The organism is Paenibacillus rhizoryzae, from assembly GCF_059686995.1.
In genome coordinates this window covers 401,166-419,653 of the sequence record NZ_JCAALT010000001.1, presented here as the reverse complement: position 1 = coordinate 419,653, position 18,488 = coordinate 401,166, and the positions used below count along the sequence as shown (strand labels likewise).

The 18,488-nt window shown below is 49.5% G+C and carries 11 protein-coding genes and 1 tRNA gene; all 12 read right to left on the bottom strand.

Features of this window, described 5'->3' with window-relative positions; translation table 11 throughout:
• Window positions 1-3 precede the first annotated feature (3 nt).
• Window positions 4-1,143 (bottom strand): GntR family transcriptional regulator, encoded by a 1,140-nt coding sequence (locus AC6ESO_RS01800; protein ID WP_497089907.1) that lies wholly within the window; start codon window positions 1,141-1,143, stop codon window positions 4-6.
• Between the two features lie 90 nt (window positions 1,144-1,233).
• The gene (locus AC6ESO_RS01795; RefSeq protein ID WP_497089906.1) at window positions 1,234-2,184 is read right to left on the bottom strand and encodes a carbohydrate ABC transporter permease; all 951 of its coding nucleotides are present in this window, start codon (window positions 2,182-2,184) and stop codon (window positions 1,234-1,236) included.
• 16 nt (window positions 2,185-2,200) lie between these two features.
• A complete protein-coding gene (locus tag AC6ESO_RS01790) occupies window positions 2,201-3,100 on the bottom strand; it encodes a carbohydrate ABC transporter permease (RefSeq protein ID WP_497089905.1) in 900 nt (299 codons plus the stop codon).
• A gap of 2 nt (window positions 3,101-3,102) precedes the next feature.
• Window positions 3,103-5,706 (bottom strand): DUF5696 domain-containing protein, encoded by a 2,604-nt coding sequence (locus AC6ESO_RS01785; protein WP_497089904.1) that lies wholly within the window; start codon window positions 5,704-5,706, stop codon window positions 3,103-3,105.
• 37 nt (window positions 5,707-5,743) lie between these two features.
• On the bottom strand, window positions 5,744-7,810 hold the full coding sequence (locus tag AC6ESO_RS01780) for a YIP1 family protein (RefSeq protein WP_497089903.1): 2,067 nt from the start codon (window positions 7,808-7,810) through the stop codon (window positions 5,744-5,746).
• An 18-nt stretch (window positions 7,811-7,828) separates the two neighbouring features.
• Window positions 7,829-8,701, bottom strand: a complete 873-nt coding sequence (locus AC6ESO_RS01775) for a carbohydrate ABC transporter permease (protein WP_497089902.1) — start codon at window positions 8,699-8,701, stop codon at window positions 7,829-7,831.
• A gap of 5 nt (window positions 8,702-8,706) precedes the next feature.
• Window positions 8,707-9,615: a carbohydrate ABC transporter permease gene (locus AC6ESO_RS01770; RefSeq protein WP_494817770.1), complete on the bottom strand. Its 909-nt coding sequence runs from the start codon at window positions 9,613-9,615 to the stop codon at window positions 8,707-8,709.
• A gap of 20 nt (window positions 9,616-9,635) precedes the next feature.
• Window positions 9,636-12,587, bottom strand: a complete 2,952-nt coding sequence (locus tag AC6ESO_RS01765; protein ID WP_497089901.1) for an extracellular solute-binding protein — start codon at window positions 12,585-12,587, stop codon at window positions 9,636-9,638.
• Between the two features lie 100 nt (window positions 12,588-12,687).
• Window positions 12,688-14,124, bottom strand: coding sequence for an ABC transporter substrate-binding protein (locus AC6ESO_RS01760; protein WP_497089900.1), 1,437 nt, complete (start codon window positions 14,122-14,124; stop codon window positions 12,688-12,690).
• A 494-nt stretch (window positions 14,125-14,618) separates the two neighbouring features.
• Window positions 14,619-14,705 (bottom strand) — tRNA-Leu (locus tag AC6ESO_RS01755).
• 96 nt (window positions 14,706-14,801) lie between these two features.
• Complete coding sequence (locus AC6ESO_RS01750; RefSeq protein WP_497089899.1) at window positions 14,802-15,950, bottom strand: SGNH/GDSL hydrolase family protein; 1,149 nt, start codon at window positions 15,948-15,950, stop codon at window positions 14,802-14,804.
• Window positions 15,951-16,007: 57 nt separating this feature from the next.
• Window positions 16,008-18,464, bottom strand: coding sequence for a glycoside hydrolase family 27 protein (locus AC6ESO_RS01745; protein WP_497089898.1), 2,457 nt, complete (start codon window positions 18,462-18,464; stop codon window positions 16,008-16,010).
• Window positions 18,465-18,488 lie beyond the last annotated feature (24 nt).

Sequence of the window (18,488 nt, the reverse complement as noted above, 5' to 3'; positions counted from 1 at the left end):
GACTTAATCGTTCAGGTCAGGTCCGGGTCCGATCGACTGTCTTGAAATCCATTTCACTGGAATAACAGCGCGTTCGCGTTGGATGACATGGTTCTCTAATTGATCGATGATCATCATAGCAGCACGCTTTCCGATTTCCTCGTAATTCTGCTCGACGGTTGTGATCGGAATATCGCCTTGCTGCGACATATCGTTGTTATCGAAACCTACAATCGACAGTTCCTCCGGAATCTTGATCCCCAGATCGATAGCCGCTTTCATACAATCATAAGCGACCATGTCATGTTCGGTTTGAATCGCCGTCACGCGCAGCTTCATCAGTTTCCCTAACAAATCCTTGTAAAATTCCCGCCGAGTCGCCGGAGCACCCTCTGCTTCACGTGGCAGGTCGCTGAAGATCAGTTCAATATCCACCGGAAGTCCGTGATCGCTCAGCGCTTTACTATAGCCGAAGAAGCGATCACGCACTGTACTGCGGTACTGAATGCCGATCGTAGATATGAAAGCAATACGTGAATGGCCCAGCTCAATGAGCGTAGATGCCGCTTGGTAACCGCCTTCATAATTATCCGAAACGGCGCTCCCCATTGTCAGCAGGCTGTAATATTGGTCGACGGTTACGATGGGATACTCGCTAAGATGAAGCGCATGAACGACATCCAAATTCTTCTGCGTGCTGACCGGGTACAAAATAATGCCCGACGTCCCTCTCTTAGGCAGCGAATGCAGCAGCTCACGTTCTCGTTCACTGCTCCAGTCGCTATTATGGATACTGAGGTAGTACCCCTTGGATTCTACGTATTTGGCCGCACCCTGCATATGCTCAAGCGTATTGTGAGCGGTAACAAACGGAAGGATCATGGAAACGATTCGGCTGGAAGGAGAGGCCTCTCTTACTTCCAATTCAGGACGAACTTCATCTTGTTTCTTAACGAAGCTGCCGCTGCCCCTTCTCCGATAGATCAGACCTTCTCTTTCAAGTTCTATCAATGCACGTTTGGATGTAATGCGGCTGACGCCGAACTGCTCCGCTAGCTCAAGTTCCGTCGGAAGCTGCTGACCGGTAATATATTCCCCTTGAGAGATGCGTTCGCGCAAAACTCCGAGTATTTTACTGTATAACGGCTTATTGTCGCTCAGCACAGAATTCACACCTCAGCCTAATTAGTTCTATTTTTTTCAGTATAGCTATTATTGTCTTACTAATCCAACAGATTTTATACGGATTACGTGCTAGCCTGTAATCCCCGTCCGCTCTACACTTTCCACAAAGTACCGTTGTACAAACAGATACATGGCAATAAGCGGCGCGATCGTCAGGAGCACACCTGTATTAAGCAGCATGGACGTGTACACAGGGTCCGGTTCCTTAATGCCAACGCCCATATCCATCAGGCTCGTAGAGAGTACTTTCACCTGTTTCAGGAACAAGCTGACGTAATAACTGTCGTTCCATTGCCAGACGACGGAGAACAGAAGCACCGTGATAATGGCAGGAATGGCGTTAGGCAGCATGATGCGGGAGAATGTCCGAAGCACCCCTGCGCCGTCAACCAGCGCAGCCTCCTCGACTTCCTTCGGAATCCCTCTAAAAAATTGACGGAAAATATAGATATAGAGTCCGTTCTTTAGTCCCATTGCTGTACCGGCCGAAATAATAAACGGCCAGAACGTATCGATCAAATTCAATCCTTTCTTGCCGGTAAACAAGTGAATGAGACCAAACAGATCAAAGTAGCGATACGTCAGGTAAAGCGGAATCATGATCGTTTGCGGCGGCACAACGATCGTGAAGATGACGAGTGCAAATAGAATGTCGCTGCCTTTAAACTTCAGTCGCGCAAACGCGTAGGCCGCCAGTGTACAGGAAGCCATCTGGATGATCGTCGTACTCGACGTGATGTAAACCGTATGCAGCAACGAAGTCAAGTAATGCGAGGACTCCATCGCGATTTTGAAATTATCGAGCGTAAAATGTCTGGGAATCCAGAGCACCGTCGGATCGTAGATATCGACCTTGCTGCGAAAGGCGATGGAGATTCGCAAGAATAGCGGAAACAAGATCACGAAACAAAATCCGAGAATGAGGACGGCTCTAATCAGTCTCCACGCGAAACCTTTCGATTTCTCCACCGGGTTGTACCGTCTTACGAATAAATCGGCATAAGCTGTAGGCGATTTCATAGACTCACCTCCCCATTTAGTCATAGTAGAACACTTTGCGTGAGATTAGGCCGACTGAAACGGCAAGAATCAGGCCGACGCATAGGAAGAACACCCACGACATCGCGGCGCTAAGACCGAAATCGAATACTTTGAAGGCCGTTTCCGAGATCAACAAGTTAATCTGGTTGCTGCTGAACGTATCGGTGATCGAATAGACCAAGTTCGTAAGAATGAGCGGCGTAACCATCGGAAACGTAATTTTCCAGAAGCTCTCGTACCCTGTCGCGCCTTCAATCTTGGAAGCCTCATACAAGGATGGCGAGATGGACTGCAAGCCTGCTAAGAAAATAAGAATCTGCACGCCGGACGAGCTGATAATCTCGTAAATCCGATCGACCGCACCCGTAATATAATTCACGATAACCGGCGATAACCCGGATTCGATCATCATTTTACTTAACTCGAAGCTCTGCAGGGCATTCGATTCCCCGTCTCCTCCATTGCCAGACGGAATTGCGCCACCGCCGACAAAGCTGCTGATATCCAGATTCGCAATGGCGCTCGAAGCCAGAATAACCGGTAAGAAGAAGATGGCTCTGGCGAATGGACGCCCGACAAACTTCTGATTGAGCAGCACCGCTGCGAACAAACTGAATATAAGAATGAGCGGGACGTTCACCACCATGTTGCCAAGCGATTCCGCCAAGGTCCGAGGGAAATCCGGATTGGACGTAAATAGGCTCGTATAATTATCGAAGCCTTCGTACGTAACCTTAAAGCCGCCTTCTACCATATCAAGCGAGCTTAAACTGTAGCGAAACGATTGAATCAACGGCAAAATGAACAGCAGGATCATACCGAACATGAGCGGCGATGCAAACAGAACACCGAACCATGCATTTTTCTGTTTTAGTGTCATTGGTTTTTTAAACATCGTCATTCACCGCCTAACCGGTAGCTTTCGGCGCCGATCTCCATGCCGTTCACCTGTACTGCCGTTGGATTGTAGTTCACGATAATGGACATGCCGTTCTCGAACGTAGTCTCGACAACCCGATTGGCAAGGGTGCGATGGCCGGTAATAATTTGATTCCGCACTTGTTTCAATATCGGGTTTGCTTCGTTGTATAAGCTTGCCGCTTCATCGAACCAATCTGCATAATGGAGCGCGTACAGATCGTTATAAGCGGTATCTTTGACAACCGATGCCTCGTTATAGTACCAGGCGTAATAGATATTCGAACCGGTTTCAAGCGCCTTGAGCATCGATACGCGCGGATTCTGATAATCATCCATATTGAACGGCGCACCTGCCAAATCCACATAACCGTGAAGCGCAATCTGGTAGAACATGACATCCTCATCGGTAATATTTAATCGATTACTGGATGTAGGTGCATTGACGACGATGTCGGCATAAGGGAGTGTATACGCATTGCCTCCGCTTACCATGAGCCGGCCGATTCCCTGCTTCAGCTTGTCCGTTTCATGCAAGATCGTATTTCGTGCAGCCTGGCGGTCGACTGGTGCTTCCGGGTCAAAGTCCGAATTCACTTCATTCCCCATATCCCTCAAAGACAAGCCGTTTATGCCAAACTTCTTGAAATCGCCCGTAAACGCATCTACCGTACTTGGCAGTTTGTTCGCGGACAGCTTGTAATGCGAGAAGGAATCGCTGTCCTTCACATACATGACAGGATTGTAATTATAGACGGCTGCACTGCGGCGATCCAGCAAATCCGCGCTGTCTTTGGCTCCCTTATATTTCTCAAGAAACGCCACGTCCGGATACAAACCGATTCCATTCTGCTCCGTATAAGCGATCAGACGCTGAAGCCCCTTCTTACCGCCGAGAGCACCTTCCAGCTCGATATCCTTCGGAGAGCTGTGACGGATGCCATCATTAAACCAGCCCACATAACGAAGCGCAATATCATCGATCCCTTGCGTCTTCAGCAGCTTAAGCAAGGAGCCTGCCTCATCATAGCTCGTTAACGATTCCGTTGCCGAATAGGGAATGCCAAGGAATGATTTATTCTTGCGGAACGCCCCTTCAACCTCGAGGATGAAGGGTGCATCAGCCTTCTCATCCAGCTTCTTCAGCTTGTACTTGTCGGTCAAATAATTCCGATACACGCCTGCCATCCCCACATAATCGGCAGCGCTGCCTGACAGGAAGCTGTACCGGACACGAAGATCGCCTTGATAAGTTTGCTGTTGGAACATAGGGACAGAGCTCGTCTTCGTCCCTGAGCTCAGCGTATAATAGTCCATCGCGACAAATTGAAACTCCGAATTGACGCTATTATAGCTATCATGTCTGCCGCTAATATCGGCAAGCACGCTCGATAACGCATCGCCATCCTCGATAATCCCAAGCAGCGCATGATCATTCTGCTTCATCCCAAACACCGGCAAGCGTACGGGCGAGCTTGTCACCACTCGCTCCTTCACGTCAAAGCTGCCATCCTCACCATAAACCGGCATTTTGAAAGGTTCGGCGCTTAACTTCTTATTGTTCAGTTGAATGAGCGCACCTGAACCATCGGGTACGAAGATATAGCCTTGTTTCTTATTATCTGCCGCCCCGAAATGCTTCAGCACCTGGACGGAGGCAAGCGGGAAGTCCGGACTGTATTGGACATCCTTCGCAGCGATGGAGACAACGAATTGATCCGCGTCCAAGGCGTATTCAACCGGGATTGTAAAAGCAGCTTGCTCATCGGAAGCTGCCACCTCGGCGCCGTTCTCTTGATTATCCTGGGCAGCAGCTTCCTTCGTATAACCCGCTTCTGTCAGATAACCTGCAAGCTCCTGCTTCACGTTATCCTGCAAATTGCGGACTTCGTAGACCTGCTTCTCTTGATTGAAACGGAACTTATATGTAACCTGCTTACGCGTATCGTCATCCGGCAGCTTGTCCAAGATAAGCTTCTCGAAACGTTCCTTGCTAATTACTGCCGGAATGTTATCGGTACCGCCGGAAGCCTTACCGAATTTGTAGACGATTCTTACACCACTCTTAGTAGCCGAAATCTCGAACTGTTTTTTCTGGACACTGTCATCATAGCTGTTGAAATGATAGACTTGGCCCTTCTCGTTATAGTACGTAAGCAGCAGCTGCGATGAAAGCTCGGATTTGTAGAGCGGTGATGCCTGCGAATCCTTCTCATGTCCGACCGGGTTCGAGAACCATACATATCCGTCGCGTTTATCCTTCACTGCAATTTCTGCTGTTTCTTTATTGATGAACAAGGCAAGTGTTTCCGTCTCCGACAACTGCTCCATCTGCTTAAGTAAAGCCAGCTCTTCTGATGTATTCGTCGTGTGCGCGGCCGTATCCGCAGCTAGCTTCAGAGAGGCAATGGACACCTCGCCTTTCAGGGACTTCGCTCCACCGGGTGCTGCTGCTGATCTAACTGACTTGTCTCCCGCTCCGCCAACGTTTGCCGCATCCCCATCAGCGTAATTGATAATGGCAGTGCCAGCTGCCAAGCATCCGCAGAGGGCAGCAATGACGACATGCTTTCTATGAATCACAACCGTTCCCCTCCAAATAAACAAGATTCCTCGGCAATCATCGTACTCTAAACGAAAGCTCGTGATAGAGCGATAGGATGAAACTGATCATCTGCTGCAGCATACTGAAGAACAGAACGCCCAGGAACAACATGATCCCGATGACAACAAGTGTGAGCAGCATCGTTAGAACCGTTTTGCCAGCCGAGTATTGATGAATCGTCATCGTTCCAACGAACAGCAATGCGATGAACCAAACAATCGCAACGGTATCGAGCAAATAATAGAAGGAGCTCTCATCTGCCGTGATAACCCTGCTGTACAATGTTTGCGGCAAATAAATAATGACAAACGGCATTAAGGAATACCCTGTAGCCATTATGATTTCTTTAAATTTGCCTTCGCCGTCCATCAACGTTGTGAGCGACCAGTTGGCCACACACCAGAGCAGGAACGGCAGGATGATGTATTTCAGCTCATTGATGCTGTTCAGGTCGGCGGGATTGTTGAAATTGACAACAAAACCGCTGTACTGGCGCTTCACAATGGTGAGCAAGACCAGCAGAAACAAGATGAAACCAGCAATCTTGATTCTTCCCTGCTTCTCGAACTTCATCTCCCAGAAGCCATTAAACGGATGCAGCATCGTGTAGAAGGGGTTCTTGAGCGGGCCGATTTCCTTGTAATAGCCGCTCGCAGCTCTTCTTCTGGCAAACTTAACGATCGCAACAACAATACCGATTGCCACTGCCAGACTGAGCACGATTGTGCCGAAGCGATCCATGACGATTTCTTTGCGGTAGCGCTTGAAGGCCTCTGAATAGTTTTCCCGGTTGTTGCCCAGCTCGAAATACGTCATCGCTGCTTTGTTATCGCCTTGCTTGAGCAACGATTTCCCGATGCCGATGTACGCAACCTCGAAGTTACTGTTCAGCTTCAACACTTGCTCCCAATCATTAGTCGATTGTTCCACTTTCCCGTTATAGAGCGAAGTAACCGCGTCGCGAATCAAACTTCCGTAACGGGTCGGTTCAAAAATAGTCAATCGATTGTTATCCTTATCCAGTACGATGACGCGGTCACCTTGCAACCCAATGGCCGAAGGAGTACGGAATTTCCCTTGCTCCGCGCCTAATCCGCCGAACATATAGAGTAAATTCCCGTCTTTGTCATACGTGAAGATGCGTCCGCGCTTCGAATCCAGGGCATTATACATGCCGCCGGCATCCTGCGTGACATCGACGAAGATGGAGCTTCCCGGGAAGCTTCCCACTTCCATCGTGCCAATATCCCCTTTAGGCGGGAAATAGCCCTTACTCCGCAATATATCGACACCGGATGGATTCAGCTTCTTGATCGGACTGTTCGAGTTTTCTTCCACCGTTGTCGTATACATAAACCCGTCATCGTCGATGGCGATATTATTGAACTCCAGCGGAATAAACTGTTCCATCTGATCACGCTGCTTCTTGGTCGAGATGCGCTTCCAGAACAAATCCATTGGACTGAACTTCACTCGATTCGTCCCAATAAATCCACTGAACACACCATCGGAATCAAATTCCATGATCCCTTCATAGGAACCGCGGCTAATTAGGTATAACCTTTGGGCTTTATCTACGACCAATTTGATCGGCGTAAATTGAAACCCTTCGCGGATAAGCGTAGACTTGGGTTCGTTGATTTGACGAACAAACTCGCCTTCGCCAGTCAGCTCAATAATTCGCCGATTTTGCGTATCTGCCACGAAGAGATGCCCTTTCGCGTCGGCGAAAACCCCTTCGGGCTGGTTAAACGTATCTTTCTTGCCTGCATGATCAAATTCGGTAATGACGCGCTCTACGTCCAGCTTCTTGTCGAGTACTACAATACGGCTGTTGCCTGTATCCGCGATATAAATATGGCCCGCGCTCGATATATACATATCCTGCGGCGAAACCATCGGCCCGATATTCAAATCCGGACCGTAGATGACTTCAGCGGCGCGATACGGATCCGGCGCCGGCACCGCTTCTCCCCAGTAGGAGTAGTTGTACCCATCCGATGAGGCAGCGGACGCAGGAGCGCATACACCGAGCATGAGCATAACCAGCATTAACGTTACGATCGTTCTTTTGGCTGTCAAAATCCGGCTCCCCCCTGCTTACTCTTTCAGCCCCGATGTGGACATCGTTTGAATGACTTTGCTTTGCGTTAAGATGAATACCGCGATCGGAACAGACATCATCAGCAGCGTCACAGCCGCAACAGGTCCTGTTCTTGCTATTCCCCCGCTCGCGATTTGACCGAAGACCGCATCCACCGTACGAAGTTGTTCGCTGTATATATATTTGTGGCTCGTTACGGATCCGTTCGTCCACAAGCTCTGAAGCGAGAAGATAATGAGCGTCATCCAGGCCGGTTTCACGATCGGCATGACGATTTGCCAGAATATCCGGTATTCCGTCGCGCCGTCGATCTTCGCAGCTTCAATTAATGCATCCGGAATTTGTTCCATAAACTGCTTCATCAAATAAAGACCGAGCGTGGAACCGAATGCCGGGAGCAAGATCGCCCAATACGTATTGATCATGCCAAGCCATGAGATCGTCATATAGTTCGGAACCTGGGTCACGTAAGGCGTGAACATAAGCGACATCACCACGAGGCTGAATAACGCATTGCGGAAAGGGAATTTCACTTTCGCAAGCGGATACGCGGCAGCCGAAGCGATGATTACATGTCCCGTCGTTCCCGTTATCGCGATAAAGAAGGTATTAAATACATACCGCGAGAAAGGGACCCAGGAGTCGGCGAAGATGCCGACTAAATCCGTGAAGTTCTTCATTTGCGGATGACGAACGATAAATCTTGGCGGGAATGCAAAGATTTCATCAAGCGGCATAAAAGCTCTGTTAATCGTGTACACGAGCGGAACCGCCATAAATGCAGCGACACCTGCCAGCAAAAGAAAGAGCAGAATATCGACCGACCAGGAGCGATTAAGCCGTTTTCTCAATAGGAACTTCAGTGGCATCGGACTTACTCACCTACTTTTTTCAGAAGCTTCTGCGTAATCAAGTTCGTAATCATCATAATCGCAAACAATATCGTCGCGATTGCCGATGCATAACCCATCTGGAAACGGATCGTTCCATAGTCGACCAAATGCGTAACGATCGTATGAGCGGCGTAGTCCACGCTTGGGAAACCGATCATATAAATCGAAATTTCAGCTACCGCAAATGCCGATGTAATCTGGATGACGGCACCGAACATCAGTTGCGGACGCATAGCCGGAAGCGTAATAAACCACAGCTCCTGCCATCGGTTACGGATTCCGTCGATCGCTCCTGCTTCATATAAGGTCCGGTCCACGTTCTGTAAACCGGCGATAAAAGCAAGGAAAGACGTACCCAAGCTGAGCCACAATTGAACGGCCATCAGAATCGGAAGCATATACCGCGGATCCTGCAGCCATTGAATCGGTTCCAGAATAAAGCCCCACTTCATTAGAAACGAGTTCATGAAACCGTAGGAATCACTCGAGAACAGCGTCTGCCAGATCAGATAGGTATTCCCCGCAATGGATGGCGCGTACAGAATGAGCGTCAACACGGCGCGCAGCTTAGGCGGCAATTCATTGATCAGCCATGCGAATAAGAAGCAGGCCACATAGCTGATCGGACCTGTTATAAAGGCGAATAAGAACGTGTTCTTCACTGCAATTAGAAACACATCGTCGGAGACGAATAGTTGGGCATAATTGTCCCAGCCTACAAAACGCGGAAATTCCAGCATATTGAAATACGTAAAGCTGAGAATAACCGACATGAATACCGGTATGACCGTAAATACGGTAAAAATCAGAAAATAGGGAGCCATCAAGACAAGCGCATGTTTGTTCTTAACCAATTCGGTCTTGATATGGCTTAGTTTCTTAAACGTTATCGCACTAATTGGAAGTCCCCTCACTTCTCATAGGGAAGATTGAATTCTTTTCTTCTCGCATTGATCTCTTCGTTCATGTATCGAACGTAGAAATCCATCGTCTCTCGCGGATCTTCGCCTTGTACGACTACACGGCGGAAGGCATTATCAATGTTCCGGCCGGTTAAATACCCGCCTGGCACTTCAGGAATCCCCCGTGTCCATTTCATTTGTTCGAGCAGCGTGTTTAAGTCCTGGACAGGCCATGACAGCAGCTTCAGCGCTTCGATGTTCGCGGTCGGATAACGAGCGGACGTTCCTAGCCGAACTTCCATCTCGCGGCCAAACGCCAATTGCGTCTCTTTGCTGGTCCACCACTTCATAAAGGACCAAGCCGATTCCTTGTCCTTCGTATGCTCGAACATGACTGCCGCAGTGCCTCCCGTACCGACATCCCGGCGGATCGCCCCATCTTGCTGCTTCGTGCCGGGAACAGGAGCGAATCCCCATAGTCCTTTAATTTCCGGTGCATACACGGAAAGCTTGTTATACATCGTATAGTCCACGATACCGATTGGCATTTCCCCGGTACGGAAACGGTTCGCGAAATCAGTTTGGATCGGCAGCTTGTAATTTACATACAGATCCGTCCATTTCTTGAACTGTTCGATCGCCGTTTCTTCATCCAATCCGGTGGCCATACCATTATTCTTATAGAATTCTCCATCATGCTGATAGAGCAGCATGGCAAACGTAGGGCTTGGCGGAAGCGTAATGATATCCGTCGTGACGACATCATTGCCTTGCGCATTAAGTCCTCTCTGCGGCAAACCGAATTGCAGGTTATGCTTCTGCAGCTCCGGAATGAGTGCGTACACATCATCCCATGTCTGCGGCACCTTCAGATGCAATTCATCTTCGATGATGTCTTTTCGATAGAACAACACTGGGAACGTCTGCTGCTCAGGCAGCCCATAATACTTCTCGTTATATGCGTACGGCACCATGACACTGCTGTTAAACCGTTCGGTAACCTCGCGGAAGTCAGGGAATACGGACAAATCCTGCAGCGCGTTTCGTGTTGCGAAATTTACCGGGACCTCGTTGCCGACTTGCAGCGCAACATCAGGTCCTTTACCCGCAACCGTGGATGGGAGCAGAATATCCGCGGATACCAGTTTCAGGTTCACTTTAATCCCCGTGTCATGCGTGAAATTATCATCGACCAATCGTTTCAGGATCTGCGCTTGGTCGCGTCCGGATGTCACCCAAACGGTAATGACTTTATCCCCTGCGTCATTGCTGCTGAAGTCGTCATAGTTCTCATAGAATGAGGCTGTGAACGAAGCTAGACTTGATTTGAATTTCGCCCATGTCGTCGCTTCCGGACTCGGGAGCTCCGCACCAGGCTGCGAAACGATCAAATAATCGATGGCAACCGGCTGTTCATTAATCATCAGCATCCAGGATCCCAGTGCCCCAACATTGCTTTTGAAAGCATCAATCCGGCTTGGTACCGTATCCGGACGGTCTGCCATGTCCTTCAACTGGTAGGCCAGTGTATTCAATAGAGCTGAACGGTCGTTTCCCCCATCATCAGGACCTTGAATCATGCGGGCAATCGCATAGAGGCGATCGCTTTCCTCGCGGAACACGTTAGACATTTCGGGTATCCGCTTATCCAGCGCATAATCCCGGAACTGATCCGGCACAACGCCCGTAAAGCTGATTACCTTCCGGTACATCGCATTTAAGTTCAATACGCTGTTCTCCACGGTCCGCAGTACAGGCGCTAACTCGCCTAGCGTTACTTCAAGCCGGATGGTGTGTTTGCCAGCGGTCATATAAAACTGATAAGGTTTATCGTTCTGCTTACCCAGCACCTTCATCTGCCAATTGGAATCATAGGCGAAACCGATCCGCTGCGCTTCCTTGAAAGGAAGCTGGCCGTCGATCGTAAGTGTTCTTAGTGCCGACATCGCAGTCAAATAATTTTGCCGATTCTTGAAGGCGATTTGATATAAACCGTCACTCTCCACTTCGACTTCCCATTCTATCCACTGTCCCGGCATACGCCAGGTCCAGCCACCCATCGCATTGTTACGCAGCTTCGATGCGTGGAAGGGCTCGACAGCCGGGCTTGAGCGGTCATTGTAAGGGAGGAGCATTGGCGTTGATTTCAGCGAAGAGGCTTCCCCTTGAATTTTCAAAAATGAGCCTTCGACGGGTTTGTAGCCCTTCTGCTTGTATTGCTTCTCCAGTTCCTCGTAGGCTATGGTCTTACTCGGCTTGGTTAATTTCAGATAATCGATGACCAGCGGTTCTTTACTCGAGGTCAGCGTCAGCTCATGTTTCCCCTTGCTAAGATAAAACTGATACGGCTGCTCATAATATCCACTTGCATCCTCAAACAGCGACTCCTGCCACATCGGTACCTCGATCTGCTTCGGCGCCAAATCATTGCCATTATCATCGCGATCAAATACGGTTTTCTCATCCTTCCAAATGCGGCTGAAGACAAGGCTTCTCGCTTCATTAAAAGGGGTCTCTCCGTCGATCTTCAGACCTCTCTCGATGTCCGAATCTTTACCCTTAACGGTAAAATATTTCATATCGATCTGGTATAAGCCGCTTTGCTCCACGTCCACGGACCATGAAATCGATCCCGTTTCTTCCGTCGAGACCATCTTCCCTTGCTCGCCTTCGTAGTTCTCGACAACGGCTGCGTTCATCCCTGATGCCTGATCAAAGCTTTCGGCTTCTATCAGGATGTCTGATTCTGGCTCGGGAGTGTCTTTGTGCTTGGACAAATATTCATCGTAGCTGCCTTTCTTGAACGAAGACGACAGCTTCATTAAACTTGCACTGTCAAGCGGGCGATCTTCGGCGGAAGCCGTTCGATCTGAGCTGCCCCCTATCGTTGTTGCCGCAAAATAGATGATGGCAGATAAGATAACGAGTATCGAAATAAGTTTGGTATAGGATCGCCTCATAGTTCCCCTCACAAAAACGGACCCCCAAATCGTCTTCACTTAAAAATCAAAGCCGATTTGAGGGTGTCCCGTTCAAATTACATGAAATATGCTGATTGCGTTACTTCGAATCCGCTTGCAGCTTCGAGATGCCTGCATCAAATTGATTTTTGACTTTCTCTACGGCTGTAGCAGGCGCTACTTTACCTTCCGTAATATCCTTCAGTACGCTGTCGACCAATTTGTCTGCATCCGGAATGGCGATGTAGCTGCCGCTGTAATCGATTTTGTCGTACATTTGCGTACGCGTATCAAGGGCATCCGGCGTATATTGGTTTTTCCAGCTTTCTACCGCAAGCTCTTTGTTTTTGCCGTGCAAGCTGATTTCGTCCATGATTTTCATAGCGATTTCAGGATTCTTGGAGTATTTGGAAACCATGTACATGTTGCCGTAAGGCGTGTAGGATGTGTAATCCGACGCGTTAGGCGCTTTCGGGAAGAAGACATAACCAAGCTCCGTATCCTTCATGTTGTCCTTCAAGCCGCCAAGCTCCCAGCTAAAGCCGCCATACATGACGCTTTTGCCAGCGATAAAGGCTTTGTCATTGCCGTCTTTCGGAGCCGGCTGCAGGATCGATTTATCCACATTGTACATATCCGCTACCAATTGAAGACCTTGGATCGAGTTTGCGCTGTCCATCGAGAACTTCATGTTGCCGCTCTCGTCTTTATCGAACGAGCCTTTATTCCCGTATACGAATTGCTCCGTACTTACTTTCATATCGCCGATGTATCCGAATACGTCTGTTTTGCCATCGCCGTCTTGATCTTTCGTTGCAGCTTTAGCCAGTTCGCGGAATTTATCCCATGTCCAAGCGCCGCTCTTCTGCAATTCGTATGGATCTTCAACGCCGAGCTGTTGCACAAGCTTCTTATTATAGAAGATACCGTATGGGGAAGGAGGAGAATCAATGAATCCGTATTGCTTGCCTTGGTAGCTGCCGCCGTTCTTCATCCAAGGAATGTACTTGGAATCGCTCAAATCCAGCATATCGTCGATTGGTAGGATAAAGTTCTTGTTTACGAGACCCGGGAATGACCAGAACAGCTCAAGCACGACTACATCCGCGAACGGATCGCCTGCAAGCGACGTCGTTGTCAGGTTTTCTACATATTTACCGTAATCGCCGAACTTCACGAATTCGATTTTGCCGTTATATTTCTTCTCAGCCGCTTCGATTAACGCGATTTGCTCGTCTTCCGCAGGACCACGATCTTTCTCTTCCATCAAACGCGGGTCAGCGCCGTCCCACCATAGACCGATTTTGATTGTTGCGCCTTTCAGATCGCCAGCGCTCTCTGCCGGAGCAGTTTCAGCTGTGTTCGTGGCATTGGTTTCGTTCGTCGTTGCCGCCGTGTCTGTATTTGCTGCTCCATCGGAAGCTGTGTTGGTCGTTGTGTTATTCGTATTGTTGTTAGCGCCACATCCTGCTACCGAAAAAGCTACCATCAATGCTGCTGCCGAGACCATCAAACTACGTTTGTTTCCATTACGCATTTTGTTTTGTCCTCCCCTTGGTTAGAAAAAGTAGTAACTTGCATCTAAACCCTTGCTGAGCTGCTAAAGTATGGATGGCCTCCTCTCTGGACGCTCTGCTTGAAGGTATACCTTGATTATGTGAAATAGGTATAACCTGACAATTGTTTGCGTTTTCATTTTATGACTAATTTACAGAATTGTAAATAGTGAATATATCTTTTTAGAAAATATTTAATAGATTCGACAATATAGTTGATAAAAAAAGGGGCGATCGCTCTTTTTTCGACGATTAGATATACTCCATTTTCATTTAATCCATTTAGATATGGTATATAGTTCGTTTACGGAGGGCTGCTATGGCGGTGGGTTTTTTGGTGGAAACTGGGGAAAGAACATATCCTACCAACTCTATTCGTTTGTTCTCGATCGTAACTGCTTCGGCCGCGAAGCAATCTCCAAAATAACGACAAAAAAACCCTTCGAAATGAATCGAAGGGTTGCGGTTTGAATGATGGTGCGGTCGAGAGGACTCGAACCTCCACGGCTGTTACACCACTAGAACCTGAATCTAGCGCGTCTGCCAATTCCGCCACGACCGCATCTGGCAGTTGTCGTCGCTTCAGTAAATCAGAAGCGGCGTTTATTAAAATACCATAATTGTTTAGGCAAAGTCAATATTTTCTTAACGAATGCAATCAATGCTCCATCAGCGCAAGCACTCGCAGCCATGTCCCGGTGCTTCGCTCATCCTTCATCGCCGTATTGCGCACCGTTATTCGCATCGGTTCCGCCTGTGAATGCAACGCCAACTGCACCGGCACTGGACGCCAAAACATCGGGCACCATTCATCAAACGGATTCACGATCCGGAACGGCCCATCGTTTACGGCGAATTCCAGCATACCGGAATCCGGCCCGCAAATGAGCAGCAACCCTGCTCCCCGCCCGTTCACGTCGAAGCTGAACGCCGCTTCCTGTGCATCAGAGGCCAGGTGATCGGCAGCATATCGCCAGTTGACCATGTTGTCCGGTCTCTCCTGTTTCCGGAGCAGCTTCATATCGTAGGCCGTGGACATATCCCGCATAACAGCGAACTCATAAGAGCCTTCCAGCAACGGCACCGGAAGGTCGGATGAAATCACATCCAGGGTCTCAGCTGTATTTTCCTCCAAAGCCCCTACCAGAAATGCCACCAATAGATCCGCATAGAAAGCATATCCGGCATCACTCGGATGCGTGCGATCCGGCGCAAGCTGCTCCCATGTCCCTCCGCCTGCCCAGAGCCAATCACGTACCCTTCGGAAGAACGATACGGATGGCAGACCATAATGTGCAGCAACCTCTTCATGAACAGAGATGAAGAAAGGTTCCTTCTCTCTTAGGTTGTTCTCGTCCGCGGAATAGAGGAATACAATGTCCGCCTGTGGAGAAAGCCTGCGGCACTGACAAACGATCCCCTCCATGCCACGGATCGTTTCTGCTCTTCCTTCAGCGGTTTGTTCCCGGTGCTGACTGTCATTCACCGCGAATTCGATGAACAGCAGGTCAATGTCGTGCTCGTCCCTGACATGCGTCTGAAACCGATGCGCGCCGAGCGTAGAGTTCGTTCCTCCAACCCCAGCATTGACGAAGGTCCATTCCACAGCAGGATAAGCAGATTGCAAATAGTGCTCGGTTACCGCCCGCCAGCTGGAACGGTCGGGATCGGAAGCGCCGTAGCCTTCCGTAATTGATCCTCCGAGAAAAGCGACGGTAATGGGCTCGTTCTGACTCAGCTTCTTCCGGAAACGAGGCAAGCCCTCGCGGACTGTACAATATGAATCTACATTCAGCATATTATTCATTATTTATCCTCCAACAAGGCAAGCTCTCCGCAATTGCGAAGAGCCGCCCTCTTTCTATTAAGGTGTAACTCGGAGTGAATCCAGCAGCATATAGGTGCCTGTTTTCTTCACTGCTTTGAAGGTGTGGCTGCCTGAGGTCAGACCCGTAATCTGGTAGACAACTTGGTTCGTAAGCCTTGCAGCATTATACGTGCTGACCGTCGCCTTGAAGACGTTATCGATGTAAATATCAACGTCGCCCTGCCCAGCTTCCTTCTCCGTGATGTACTCAATGCCTGTTCCCGTAAACGTATACTGGACATAATCATTGTTCGTTTGTGTAAAATGGACGTCGTTGTCGTAATCTCCGAACCCCCGGTTCCCGTTCAATGACCATGCTCCGGAATACGTAAGTCCGGCGTCCGTATTATTGATTTGCGTTTTATTGGAGATGACCTTGAACGCGTCAATAAGCATGTACGTGCCTGATTTCTTAACCGCTTTGATTGTATGGCTGCCGCTCGTTAAGCCGGATATCCGATACACGCTCTGCTGCGTCAACCGAGTTGCATTGTAGGTACTCACAGTACCTTTAAACACATTATCGATATAGATATCGATATCCCCTTGCCCTGCTTCCTTCTCCGTTACCAGCTCAACGCCGGTACCGTTAAACGTATACTGCGCATAGTTATTATTCGTCGACGTGTAATGCACGTCGTCCTGATAATCGCCGAAGCCTCTGCTGCCGTTATACGTCCACGCGCCGGAGTAGGTAATCGTTGTATCCGTGTCATTGACAGCGATGTCGGAAGGTACGTTGAAGCGCAATTTGTCCAAGAGCAAATAAGTACCCGATTTCTTGACCGCCTTCAGCGTATGTGTTCCGTTCGCGAGACCGCTAACAGCAAATACAGTCTGCTGAAGCTGCCGAGTAGCATTAAACGTACTGACCGTCCCTTTCAAGACATTATCGATATAAATATCGATGTTGCCCTGAGACGAATCCTTCTCCGTAATCAATTCCACGCCTGTTCCATTGAACGCGTATTCGAAATAATCATTGTTTGTTTGCGTAAAATGAACATCGTCTTGGTAGTCGCCGAGTCCGCGGTTGTAGCTGCGCTGCCAGCTTCCCGTATATTTGACGCCTGTATCGTCGTCATTGGCCGTAACCGAGCCGCCTGCCGCTCTCACCTTCAGAAGCCGCGAGCCATGCGCCGGCAAACTGACTGAACTATAACCGGTGTTGAAGGAGCCGAGATCGGTATGCGTCCACAAGTCGCGGACGTTCGCTGCGCCGTTCAAGCCGATGTCGCTCCAGTTCACGGTTACAGTTGCCGCAGCGCTGCCGAGATTCACCAAGCCAACCGTGTAAGTGCCGTCTCCGTTATTGGCATACCAAACCTGCTGATTGGTTGCCGTCGAGACCGGATGCGCCGGCCGGCCCGCCTGGTTGACGGCAATGACCTCATCGTTCGTCAGCAGGCTGATGCCGAAGCTGTCCAGGTTCGTCAGGTCGTTGCCGGTATAGAGTTGAGCAGAAGACATCGCCCATAGCGTCATCGCCGTGCGCCGTTCATCCTGCGTCAACCCGTCCATTGCACCGTTTCCGACGTTTAGCGAATCGAAGTCATTCCATCCGCCTGGGCCGGCATCCCTCCACCATGTCGCTGCATCCGGGAATAACCGGGCGATGTTCGGCCATGCGGTCAGCGCCGTATTCGTACAGTAGCATTCCACATCCCAGTCGACACGCCAGCCATTCGCATACTGTTTCCAAGTGTCGACGTAATTGTGGTCGACTGCCCAGGACAGCTCGAACCAGATGCCATGCGGTGCAAGCGCCTGCGACCATGCAGCAACATCGCCGCGTGAATCGATGGTCGTGTCGTTATGCCCGGAACCCGGCGTAACGCTATCGAACTTCAAGAAGTCCACGCCCCATGAATCCAGCAAATCTGCAATGGAGTCGATATACTTCTGCGCACAGGGGTTCGAGAAGTCGATTTTGTAGCCCAGACCCCAGTAATCCGCCGTTGTCAGCGGCAATACCGCGATATCCTGCATTGAGCAGCCCGGCGCGTTATAGATCGGCAAATCCGCGGTATACGCTTGCGGCGCCAAGCCCGGAATCATGTATAGCCCGATCTTCTGGCCGTTGTTGTGCACATAATCGATAACTTCGCCAAGACCATTGGGATAAAGCGTTGTGCTTGGCACCGGGCGGCCGTAGCCGTCCATACCGCCGTTCCAGCCGGCATCGATGTTGATGTACTCGTAGCCGTGCGATTGCAGCGTCGTATGCATGGCATCGGACTGCGCCTTGATCTGCGCTGCTGTGATCCATGATGAATTACCACTGTACACTTGCATGCTGTAACTGCTCCAACCCATGTAAGGCTTAGCGCCAAGCCCATTGTTTGCTGCATATGCTGTGTTTTCTCTAGGTGCAACTACGGCAAGCTGCGCAACGATGAACAAAACAACAATCACCCATAAGCGAAATGTTCTGCCTGCCCGAACCTGAACCACATCATTCATCCCCTTTGCATAATT

What these genes read in the sequence shown, in the direction of transcription:
- AC6ESO_RS01795 (WP_497089906.1), bottom strand. Translation starts at nt 2,184, where the DNA reads ATGAAATCGCCTACAGCTTATGCCGATTTATTCGTAAGACGGTACAAC.
- AC6ESO_RS01790 (WP_497089905.1), bottom strand. Translation starts at nt 3,100, where the DNA reads ATGTTTAAAAAACCAATGACACTAAAACAGAAAAATGCATGGTTCGGT.
- AC6ESO_RS01775 (WP_497089902.1), bottom strand. Translation starts at nt 8,701, where the DNA reads ATGCCACTGAAGTTCCTATTGAGAAAACGGCTTAATCGCTCCTGGTCG.
- AC6ESO_RS01765 (WP_497089901.1), bottom strand. Translation starts at nt 12,587, where the DNA reads ATGAGGCGATCCTATACCAAACTTATTTCGATACTCGTTATCTTATCT.
- AC6ESO_RS01760 (WP_497089900.1), bottom strand. Translation starts at nt 14,124, where the DNA reads ATGCGTAATGGAAACAAACGTAGTTTGATGGTCTCGGCAGCAGCATTG.
- AC6ESO_RS01750 (WP_497089899.1), bottom strand. Translation starts at nt 15,950, where the DNA reads ATGAATAATATGCTGAATGTAGATTCATATTGTACAGTCCGCGAGGGC.